8 protein-coding genes and 1 CRISPR repeat array are annotated in these 11,486 nt (G+C 43.2%); of the genes, 6 read left to right on the top strand and 2 right to left on the bottom strand.

Going from position 1 to position 11,486, the window contains the following annotated elements; genetic code table 11:
• Positions 1-115 precede the first annotated feature (115 nt).
• From LFYK43_RS03695 to LFYK43_RS03670, 6 genes are all read left to right on the top strand, one after another.
• Positions 116-931, top strand: a complete 816-nt coding sequence (locus LFYK43_RS03695; protein ID WP_124975549.1) for an MBL fold metallo-hydrolase — start codon at positions 116-118, stop codon at positions 929-931.
• Positions 932-1,104: 173 nt separating this feature from the next.
• Positions 1,105-2,448: a S1C family serine protease gene (locus tag LFYK43_RS03690; RefSeq protein WP_124975547.1), complete on the top strand. Its 1,344-nt coding sequence runs from the start codon at positions 1,105-1,107 to the stop codon at positions 2,446-2,448.
• A gap of 569 nt (positions 2,449-3,017) precedes the next feature.
• Positions 3,018-3,497: a 23S rRNA (pseudouridine(1915)-N(3))-methyltransferase RlmH gene (gene rlmH, locus LFYK43_RS03685; RefSeq protein WP_124975545.1), complete on the top strand. Its 480-nt coding sequence runs from the start codon at positions 3,018-3,020 to the stop codon at positions 3,495-3,497.
• A gap of 316 nt (positions 3,498-3,813) precedes the next feature.
• A complete protein-coding gene (locus LFYK43_RS03680) occupies positions 3,814-5,550 on the top strand; it encodes an ABC transporter ATP-binding protein (protein ID WP_124975543.1) in 1,737 nt (578 codons plus the stop codon).
• Positions 5,547-7,424 (top strand): ABC transporter ATP-binding protein, encoded by a 1,878-nt coding sequence (locus LFYK43_RS03675; RefSeq protein WP_124975541.1) that lies wholly within the window; start codon positions 5,547-5,549, stop codon positions 7,422-7,424. The genes LFYK43_RS03680 and LFYK43_RS03675 overlap by 4 nt, the downstream gene beginning before the upstream one ends.
• Positions 7,425-7,545: 121 nt before the next feature.
• A complete protein-coding gene (locus tag LFYK43_RS03670) occupies positions 7,546-7,893 on the top strand; it encodes a DUF1516 family protein (RefSeq protein ID WP_124975539.1) in 348 nt (115 codons plus the stop codon).
• Positions 7,894-7,987: 94 nt separating this feature from the next.
• A CRISPR array of direct repeats spans positions 7,988-10,071; the repeat unit is 36 nt; unit sequence GTTTTACCATTGTTAAATCTTTAAGGGTACAGAAAC.
• 75 nt (positions 10,072-10,146) lie between these two features.
• Here LFYK43_RS03670 and LFYK43_RS03665 read toward each other — a convergent pair.
• Together LFYK43_RS03665 and cas2 are read right to left on the bottom strand one after the other, a co-directional pair.
• Positions 10,147-11,181: a P-loop NTPase family protein gene (locus LFYK43_RS03665; RefSeq protein ID WP_124975537.1), complete on the bottom strand. Its 1,035-nt coding sequence runs from the start codon at positions 11,179-11,181 to the stop codon at positions 10,147-10,149.
• The gene (cas2, locus tag LFYK43_RS03660; RefSeq protein ID WP_124975589.1) at positions 11,178-11,486 is read right to left on the bottom strand and encodes a CRISPR-associated endonuclease Cas2; all 309 of its coding nucleotides are present in this window, start codon (positions 11,484-11,486) and stop codon (positions 11,178-11,180) included. Before cas2 ends, LFYK43_RS03665 begins: the two co-directional genes overlap by 4 nt.

Raw genomic sequence — 11,486 nt, 5'->3', positions numbered from 1 at the left:
AGCTGAAGTCTTTGAAACAGCAGTGCACTTTTTGGCCGCGAATGATCAGCATTGGAAAAAAGCCGGCTAAGCTGGTAGTATAGACAAGGAAACTTTTCTGAAAGGGATAACCAGCATGGTGCAGATAAAAAAAGAAGATAATTTACAGGTCAGTATTTTAGCAAGTGGGAGTACCGGGAACTCTACATATATTGAGACGCCCGACCACAAGATCCTGATCGATGCCGGTTTGTCGGGCAAAAAAATCGAGGAATTGATGAATTCGATCGGCCGGACATTAAAGGACGTCGACAGTCTCTTTGTCACGCATGAACATACTGACCACAGCAAGGGTGTTGGGGTTTTAGCCAGGCGTTACGGGTTGAACGTTTACGCCAACGAAGGCACCTGGGAAGCGATGGGCCAGCGGATCGGCAAAATCCCTGGTGAACAGAAGCATATTTTACCTGCCGGCAAGGTCCAGTCGCTGGGCGGCATGGATGTTGAGAGCTTCAGCGTTTCGCATGACGCGGCCGATCCGCAATTTTATGAAGTCCATTACCATGACAGAGCTTTTGCGATCATCACGGATACCGGTTATGTTTCAGATCGGGTGCGCGGGACGATCAGTGATGCCGACGGCTATTTATTTGAATGCAATCATGATGTGGAAATGCTGCGCATGGGCGGCTATCCGTGGCCGCTAAAACAGCGGATCCTAAGCGATACTGGGCACTTGTCCAACGAAGATGGTGCCAATGGTTTGATCGATGTTGTGGGTCACCGGACTAAGCAGATCTACCTCGGGCATTTGAGCCAGGAAAATAATGTCAAGGCTTTGGCACACATGACGGTCCAAACGATGATGCAAGGCCGAGATCTAGCGGTCGATCACGATTTTGCCCTGCTCGATACGGACCCGAACTACGCGACACCGTTGACGGTGATCTAACAATAATTTGGCAGCTGGACAGTCGTTTTGACGGCTGTTTTTTTATTTTCGCAAATTAAACTGAGTTCTTTTTAAGATTTTAAAATTTATGGTAATATTTAAGTATTATTAACCAAGAGGCATTTAGTTCAATTATAGTTAAGCTGAATATGTCTTTTGAAAGGGGTTTTGAGATGAATAAGCAGCAATTCGATGGAGAGTATAAAGAAGTCGACCCAGAAAATGGGAACGGTTCACCGCAAAAACCCAGCGGCGGGCCGAAGTTGTGGAAGGTATTTCTAATTGCCCTAGTTGCTGGTCTTCTCGGCGGCGGGATCGCCGTTGGCGGAGGTTACTTATATCAACAGCACCAGGAAAATCAGCCGGTGGAAAAAGATAACTCTAAGGCCAAGACTAAAACCAGCAACGTTAAGGTCAATGTTTCCACAGACGCGGAAACTGCGTTTAAGAAAATTAAGAATGCGGTCGTTTCAGTCGAGGCCTACTCCAAGGACACGAGTTCTAGCTCGATCGATGGGCTTTACGGCGGATCAGATTCAGGCTCGGATTCTTCCTCGAGTGATGAGAGTTCTGAGTCTGCAAGTGAAGGATCGGGTGTGATCTACAAGAAATCCGGCAATACCGCCTATATTGTGACCAACAACCATGTGATCTCTGGTGCCGATCGGGTCGAAATTTTGATGAACAGCGGACACAAGTTAAATGCAGAAGTTGTCGGGCATGACTCGATCAGTGATTTGGCCGTTTTGAAAATTAATGCCAAATATGTGACCCAAATTGCCCAGTTTGGCGATTCAGACAAGATCAATGTCGGCGAGACTTCCTTGGCGATCGGCTCGCCATTAGGGTCAGACTATGCGACCTCGCTGACACAGGGGATCATTTCCGCCAAGAAACGGACGATCGACGTGACTAACAGTTCTGGAGTCGCAACAGGTCAAGCGACAGTTATCCAAACGGATGCCGCAATCAACCCAGGCAACTCCGGCGGCCCTCTGACTAACATCGCTGGACAAGTCATCGGGATCAACTCGATGAAACTTTCAAGCACTGGTTCTTCTAGTTATGGTTCATCTGGAACTTCGGTCGAAGGGATGGGCTTTGCGATCCCAAGTAACGAAGTCGTCGAGATCGTTAACCAATTAGCTGAAAACGGCAAGGTCAGCCGGCCAGCGCTGGGGATTTCCTTGATCGATCTGGATTATGTTTCGGCTAGCGACCGCAAGAGCACGCTCAAGCTGCCGGATAGTGTAACTAGCGGGATCGTTGTGATGAAGGTCAACTCCGGCTCACCGCTCAAGGGCACCGGCATCAGTAAATATGACGTGATCGTCGGCTTAGGCGACAAGAAAGTCACCGATATTGTCTCCTTACGTGAGGCATTGTATAGCCATAAGATCGGGGATACCGTCCAGATCAAGTATTACCATAACGGTAAGGAAAAGACGACTAATGCTAAATTAAGCCTTGAGGCCAATGATACAAATACTTCTTCAGCTTCTAACGAGGGAGAATAAGCTAATCAAGTAATGATAGGATCCGATGGTGTGCCAAGCGCATCGTTTGATCCTATTTTTAATTTAAATTCTTTAATACAGGTTTGGTCAGCACAAAAGCGCGTCTTTAGTGAGATGAGAAAGATTGCTGCCGTGTCTGTTTTCAAAAGCTGACTTTGGACCAATTATGATGGATGCGGTGACGATTCCTAAGTTATTAACAATGAGAGCGCTAGACCTGTGAATAACTTGATAGAATTGAAAGAATATATGTAAGATGAAGTGCTGGCTTTCCAAGAAAAAAATGAAAAAATATGTGCACAAGTTATGCACAGGGATGGGGATAGGTGTGGATAAAGCTAGTTTCTTAACTTTTGTTAAAGCTGATATTTGTTGATGTAAAGGCAATTACGACGTATAATTATAAAATATAGAAACTAGCCCAAGGTGTTAATAATTGTGGATAAGTTGAAAATATGGAAAACAATAAATATAGTGACGAAAATTAGTTCGTACCAAGATGTTGTGATTAACCCTGTGGAAACTGTGGATAACTTTGTGGATAAAATGTGTTTAGGATGTGATTTAGTGTGAATATCAAGATAATCGGTGTGGGTAAGTTAAAGGAAAAATATTTGAAACAGGGAATTGCAGAATACGCTAAGCGTTTAAGCAAGTTCTGTAAGTTCCAAGTTGTCGAAGTTCCTGATGAAAAGGCTCCTGAAAAATTGAGTTCCGCAGAAATGGAAGGCGTGAAAGAGCGCGAGGGTGAGCGGATCTTAGCCAAGATTAAGGAACGTGAATATGTGTACGCACTGGCAATCGAGGGCAAGGAGCGCAGTTCGGAGGAATTCGCTAAAGAACTTGATCGTTTAACGACTTATGGTCACAGCGACATTACCTTTGTGATCGGGGGATCCTTGGGGTTAAGCCCGGCTGTCATGAAACGTTCTGATGTTCAGATCTCATTTGGCCGCTTCACTTTGCCGCATCAGCTGATGCGCTTAGTTTTGACCGAGCAGGTTTACCGCGCCTACATGATCAACGCGGGCAGTCCTTACCATAAATGATGAAATCGCGACTGAAATTACGGCTTGGACTAAACTTCGACGAACTTTGGTCCAAGAAGAGTGGTCTTGGACTAAACTTTGACGAATTAAGGTCCAAGACGTGTAAGCTTGGACCAAACTTCAGCGAACTAAGGTCCAAGATGTGTAATCTTGGACTAAACTTTAACGGATCAAGGTCCAAGACTGAGGCCTAACGAGTCCCAGCTTCACAGAGCCTGAACCTCAACTTTTTTAATGCAAATTATTAGAAAACCCTACCAAAAGTGTATATGATAATATTGTGTAATTGCTAAATTCAGGAGGGTGGTGAAGTTCCATGATCAAGGTCCTTGCCCGGTCAGTCAGAAAATATAAAACAGCCTCGATCTTGTCGGCATTGATGGTGATCATCGAATCAGCCTGCGAGACGATCATCCCATTTTTGATGGCACGGATCATCGATGACGGGATCACGGCGCGCAATCTGGCGGTAATTTACCAGACTGGAGGGATCTTGCTGCTAATTGCGGTGATCTCCTTGGTTTGCGGGGCTGGCGCGAGCCGTTTATCCAGTATTGCAGCGGTGGGGGTCGCTCACAATATCCGGCATGATCTCTATGCGCATATTCAGAAATTTTCCTTTGCAAATATCGACCATTTTTCTGATGCCAGTTTAGTGACACGGCTGACCACAGATATTACCAACCTGCAAAATGCTTACCAGCAGCTGATCCGCGGCGGCTTCCGGGCTCCAGCCATGATGATTTTTTCGATCGTGCTGGCTTTTGCGGTCAATGCGCAAATGGCGCTGATCTTCGTGGTTGCGATCCCGCTTTTAGCTGTCGGATTGTGGCTGATCATCCGCGCCGCCCACCCGCTCTTTCGCAAGGTTTTTCGGGCTTACGATTGGTTAAACAATATTTTAAGCGAGAATATTCATGGCATTAAAGTTGTTAAGTCCTATGTCAGACAAGGGCTGGAACAGAAAAAATTTACCCATGTCTCGCAACAGATCTACCATAACTATTCCTGGGCGCAACGGTTAATGGCACTTAACCAGCCCTTAATGCAGCTGGTCAGCAACTTGATGCTGCTGGCGCTCTTTTGGTTTGGTGCCAAATTGATTGTGTCCGGCTCGATGGAGACCGGTGAATTAGTTAGTCTGACGGCTTACGGGATGCAGATCTTGTTTAGTCTGATGATGTTATCGATGATTTTTAACCAGATCACGATCGCGCAGACTTCGTCGGAACGACTGGCTGAAACACTGAACGAAAAATCAACGATCACAGAAAAAAATCAACCGGCAACCACAGTCGACAACGGACAGATCGACTTTGAAAATGTCAGTTTCAGCTATGACACTGATTCGCAGCGCGAACAGCTCCATGAGATCAACCTCCATATCAAAAGCGGGCAGTTGGTGGGGATCATCGGCAATACCGGTTCTGGCAAATCCACGCTGGTGGAGCTGCTGCCGCGTTTGTACGATGCGACGGCAGGGCAAGTCTTGCTGGCGGGTCGCAACGTGAAGGACTACGAGCTAAAGGTTTTGCGTGACAATGTTTCACTGGTCCTGCAATCGAGCGTACTGTTTTCGGGCACGATCAAAGAAAACCTGCTGTGGGGTAACGAAAATGCCACGGAACAGGACCTGCGGCATGCGGCTTCACTCGCGCAAATTGATGATTTTGTCCAGAGTCTGCCTGACAAATATGATACGCTGCTGGGGCAAAATGGGACCAGCATCTCGGGCGGACAACGGCAGCGTCTAAGTATCGCACGCTCCCTGCTGAAATCACCGCAGGTCTTGATCATGGATGACTCGACTAGTGCAGTAGATGCTAATACTGATGCCAAGATCAGGCAAGCATTGCGCGACCAGATCCCGCAGACGACTAAAATTATTATTTCGCAGCGAGTGGCATCGATCGCCGATGCGGATTTGATCGTCGTCATGAAAGACGGACGGATCAGCGGCAGCGGCACGCACGAAGAATTAATGAAGCATAATGAACACTACCGTCAAATGGCACTCTCGCAGAAACGCAGTGAACGGGGGGTGGAGACATGAAAGCCAAGGATGAAAAAAGCGCTGTCGATTGGCCGACACTCAACCGGCTCTTAAAGATGATGTTTCGCCAGTACGGGATCCGCTTGAGCACGGCGATCTTTGCAATCATTGTCAGCTGTTTGGCGACGGTGCTTGGCTCCTATTTCCTGCAGTTTTTGATCGACCGTTACGTCCTGCCGCTAGTCGGTAAAAGTCAGCCGGATTTTGGCCCGCTGATCAGAGCGCTTCTTTTGATGGGTTCGATCTTCTTGCTGGGGGTCCTGGCCTCACTGACCTACTCGCAGATCATGGCAGCCACAGGGCAGCGAGTCCAGAAAAGTCTGCGCGATGAAATGTTTGTCAAGATGCAAAAGCTGCCCCAGCAGTACTTTGACCATTCGAATACCGGGATTTTAATGAGTACCTATACCAATGATATCGATACCCTGATGCAAATGATCATGCAGTCTTTTCCGCAGCTGATCAATTCTGTTTTGAGTTTCCTGTTTTCGCTAACTATGATGTTTGTGCTTAGCTGGCAGCTGTCCTTGATCTCAGTGGCGATTTTCGTGATCGGACTCTTCATTGTCCGTTTCCTGATTTATCGCAGCCGTTTGTACTATCAAAAACAGCAGACGGCGATTGGTCAAATCGATGGGTTCGTGGAAGAGATGCTGAGCGGTCTGAAAGTGATCAAGGTCTTCTCGCACGAACCGGCAGCCCAAAAAGAATTTGACGCCGATAACGACGAGTGGCAGGATGCTGCGGCGAAAGCCAATATTTACTCGACCTCCGTCTTTCCAATCATGGGTAATGTTGGAAACTTCCTCTACGTCTTAGTGGCGATCATCGGGGGGACTTTGGCTTTGAATGGCTCATCAGTTTTAACCTTAGGCACGATCGCCGCCTTTCTGCAGCTCAGCCGTTCTTTCAGTCAGCCAATTGCAGCTGTGTCGCAGCAATTGAACTTTGTGATCCAAGGAATGGCTGGGACCAGACGGATCTTCGAGCTGCTGGATCAACAAGAAGAAGAGGATCCGGGAACTGTGACCTTAGTTAATGTCGCAGAGGATGCTAGCGGCAACCTGACTGAGACAAAAGATTATACTGGCAAATGGGCCTGGAAAGCACCGCAAGCAAACGGTGAGGACCAATTGACCTTGCTGGCTGGTAATGTTTCGTTTGACCACGTGGATTTTGCCTATGGCAGTAGTGATGTTTTGCATGATATCACTTTTGATGTGCAGGCTGGACAAAAGGTGGCCTTGGTGGGGCCGACCGGCGCGGGTAAAACGACGATCATCAATGTTTTGAACAGATTTTATGACATTAAGCGCGGCAAGATCACCTACGATGGGATCGATATTCAAACGATCAAAAAAGATGATTTGCGCACTTCTCTGGGATTGATCCTGCAAGATACGCACCTTTTCACAGGGACAGTTGCGGATAACATCCGTTACGGCCGCTTAGAAGCCGGTGAAGAGGAAATCAAACAGGCAGCAGACTTGGCTCAAGCGACACCGTTTATCGCACAGCTGCCGGAAGGATTTCAGACACAAATTGACGGTAACGGCTCGGATCTTTCACAAGGCCAGCAGCAGCTACTGGCAATCGCCAGAGCAGCGGTAGCAGACCCGCCGGTCCTGATTTTGGATGAAGCAACATCTAACATTGACACGCAAACGGAACGTCAGATCCAGACAGGGTTGGAGAATCTGATGAAGGGACGGACTTCATTTGCAATCGCGCACCGTTTATCGACGATTTTCAACTCAGATTTGATCTTAGTGATTGACGATGGTCGGATCATTGAGGCTGGCAACCATGAAGAGTTATTGGAAAAGCATGGGATGTATTATGACTTATACCATGGAACACTGACATTGGAATAGAATGGATGAGGCTTTCCGGACTCGGAGGGCCTCTTTTGATGGACTAAGGCAAAGGTGTGCTGCTTAACTTCAGGTAGAGTGTATAATAATGGGTGAATTCGAATACGAGGAGATGACAAGTATGGCATGGGTTCATCTGGTTTTTGGAATCGTTTTATTGTTGGCAGTAGTGATTGGTTTATTTGGTGCACCAGGTACAGCGAAGGTGTCGGTCATGGTCGCAAGGTTCTGTTACTTGTTTTTGATCGTGAGTGGGGGCTTTATCGCCAAGTATGCTTGGAGTGAAAATCCATGGCTAACTGCAATTAAGATCTTTTTGGCATTGATGGCAATTGGCTGGATCGAAATAGCCTTCAGCAAAAAGAAGCGCAATGAACTGACCGCTGGCTTTTTGTGGGTTACCATCGGACTGGTCGTTGTTGTTGGAGTCATTGGACTGTGGTTGAGCGGGGGATACCCGGTGAGGTAGGGACAAAAAAGAAGTAGCCTGCTAATAGTGAGCTACTTCTTTTTGTCTTTAAGGGTACAGAAACAATACCAGTGATCTGCAAAGGCATATTGTTGTTTTGCCATTGTTAAATCTTTAAGAGTACAGAAACACGTTTATGAAACACCAACGTTCACTAAGTGTTTTACCATTGTTAAATCTTTAAGGGTACAGAAACAAACAGGTTTGCAGGAACAAGGCTTGTTTGGTTTTACCATTGTTAAATCTTTAAGGGTACAGAAACAAGTTATAAGCTAACATTCGCCAACAATATGTTTTACCATTGTTAAATCTTTAAGGGTACAGAAACGGACTACATTTTCTTGAGTATCATTGGCAAGTTTTACCATTGTTAAATCTTTAAGGGTACAGAAACCACAGGATCCATCGTCTACATCGAGAGCAAGTTTTACCATTGTTAAATCTTTAAGGGTACAGAAACAGAAGCCCGAGATGCATCCAGGATCGCAGGGTTTTACCATTGTTAAATCTTTAAGGGTACAGAAACTGTTAGCCCAATCTCTAAACTTCTTGTTGTGTTTTACCATTGTTAAATCTTTAAGGGTACAGAAACTTGAGTTGATTCATGATTACCAGATACTTTGTTTTACCATTGTTAAATCTTTAAGGGTACAGAAACTATTAAGCATTTAACCGGCATTGTTGACAAGTTTTACCATTGTTAAATCTTTAAGGGTACAGAAACCGCACCAATAAGTTATCTCATACTCATCCAGTTTTACCATTGTTAAATCTTTAAGGGTACAGAAACACCCATAGCTCGACCAGTATGCTTATCGAAGTTTTACCATTGTTAAATCTTTAAGGGTACAGAAACTCACCATCAACTAACAAGACTCCATCAGTGGTTTTACCATTGTTAAATCTTTAAGGGTACAGAAACACATGTGGATGAAGAAAAAAGCCAGTGTCAGTTTTACCATTGTTAAATCTTTAAGGGTACAGAAACTGCATTTGAGCAATGTTCCTAGTTACCTCGGTTTTACCATTGTTAAATCTTTAAGGGTACAGAAACCTATTCAAACAACGCATGGCAACCTCTGCCGTTTTACCATTGTTAAATCTTTAAGGGTACAGAAACTCTGTTTTGGCATACATGTTTAGGTTGTCAGTTTTACCATTGTTAAATCTTTAAGGGTACAGAAACGCGGGTCAATCGTAGGCTCATCTACAATCGGTTTTACCATTGTTAAATCTTTAAGGGTACAGAAACGGATCTCTAACTTTTCCAAGTCCAGAAATAGTTTTACCATTGTTAAATCTTTAAGGGTACAGAAACATACTTGCATAATATTTTACAGACACTTAAGTTTTACCATTGTTAAATCTTTAAGGGTACAGAAACACTACAACAGGCACATCATTTGTTTTCAGAGTTTTACCATTGTTAAATCTTTAAGGGTACAGAAACCCAATCATGGTACAAAAAAATGATCGCATTGTTTTACCATTGTTAAATCTTTAAGGGTACAGAAACGTAAGCAGAGTGTTAGCCTTCTGCTTACCGGTTTTACCATTGTTAAATCTTTAAGGGTACAGAAACAACCTTATGACATTGAGAAGTGTGTGGTTCAGTTTTACCATTGTTAAATCTTTAAGGGTACAGAAACTGATTGGAGACGTCTTGTTGTCGGTGGTTGGTTTTACCATTGTTAAATCTTTAAGGGTACAGAAACATACTTTCTGCCCCTGTTTGTTTTCGTAATGTTTTACCATTGTTAAATCTTTAAGGGTACAGAAACTTTACAATAACGCTAGATGTTTCAATATCAGGGTTTTACCATTGTTAAATCTTTAAGGGTACAGAAACTGCGATTGCTAGAAGATTGCGTGATTTAGTGTTTTACCATTGTTAAATCTTTAAGGGTACAGAAACAAGCTGTCGCTGTCAGTATCAGCGAAATGCGTTTTACCATTGTTAAATCTTTAAGGGTACAGAAACTACGATTACGACTGGGACGAAAGAGAGGATGTTTTACCATTGTTAAATCTTTAAGGGTACAGAAACGAGAACAATTAACTCCGGAGCAAGCTAAAGGTTTTACCATTGTTAAATCTTTAAGGGTACAGAAACCCCCTACGATGTAGACGTTGCTAAAATTAGTTTTACCATTGTTAAATCTTTAAGGGTACAGAAACCTCAAAGGAATTTAAAACCGAACAATCATGCAAAGAAGATGCAAAAAAGTGGTATTATGGTAAAATTTATGTTTCTTAAGGTTCTTGTTTGTTAAGAAACTCAACTTCAGAAGTTGTTAAGGAAATATATTTTTGATCAAACGACGTCTCGTAGTCAAATAATATATTTGCTATCTTTAATAGTACCAAATCTTTGCCGGTCAGGTAAACATCTTCCCCCTTGTTTCCAATAAATGGTACTATCCTGCAGATGCTATCAACAAAGTCTTGATCAGAAATAAGCAAACTATTGGGATAATGTAATTTAAATGAGTTAAGAAGTAAATCATATGGTGGTAATTGTGTGGATTCTTTTGAGACGACAACGATTTTTTCAATGTCAGTTGGATCAAGCTTTAATGCATTCAAATTGTTATTTATATAGATTATTTTTAAGTTGGAGCTTTGGCTGAGCTCCTTTAGTTTATCTACTAGTTCGCTACTCTTTTTTTTAGAAATATAGTTGTCCAAATTATACAAAATGATCCAGTGTGTATTTGAGTTTTCAGCAAGGCTTTTTCTAATAAGGTTAAGGTACTCGTCCACTAATTCGTCAGTGTTCATAAATTCAAGAGGTAGAAATTTATCGCTTTCAAGATAACCTAATTGCAGATTGTTTTTTAACAAGCTTAAATAGTCGATATCTTTCAAATCAATGTTCAAGCTATCTGAAAATTGATGACTTAAGTCTTGAAGAACAAAATTAAGTTTATATAGTTCGTCATTGATCCGTTCTATTGATTTACTTACTGAATTATTTTCAACGAAGCTGTTTAAATATGAGAAGAGCAGCGAAGGTTTATGATAGGTCATTTGTTGGTAGATGCTTTCTCTGCTATCAATAAAATGAAAGATATTGTTTTTCGGTGATAAGGGTTGATCTCCCAGCGAAATTTCAATTCCGTTTTCACCATATACATTGCTAGTTAATTCGTTGTTTCTTTCTTCATAATGTGAGAAACTGCGAAAAAATTTCCATAATAAGTCTTGATTAGATCCAGTGAAATATAAAATGTTTTTTATATCGACATCTAAAAAGGCTGAGTTCTCAACTTCAACTTTTAAATTCATATAGCCACCAACTTTTTATTACCTACCAAGATTTCCTGATGGCTCTTTTGACCCACCAAAATTTGCATATCATCAAACTGTTTTTCGCTGACCGCCAGTAGACGAATCTCTCCATTATTGGGGAGAAATTTTTGTAAGGCATTTTTGTATTTTTTGCCAGCAGAGCGATTTGGAATGGTCCGATAATATACAGAGTATTGCAACATAACGAAGCCGTTTCGAATTAGTTCTTTGCGAAAAATTCTGTATTGTCTTTTATCAACGGTGGTTTCCATGGGAAGGTCGAACATACATAGTAAGCGCAT

It is taken from the genome of Ligilactobacillus salitolerans, from assembly GCF_003864415.1.
GTDB lineage: Bacteria > Bacillota > Bacilli > Lactobacillales > Lactobacillaceae > Ligilactobacillus > Ligilactobacillus salitolerans.
This window is presented reverse-complemented; position numbering and strand designations above follow the sequence as displayed.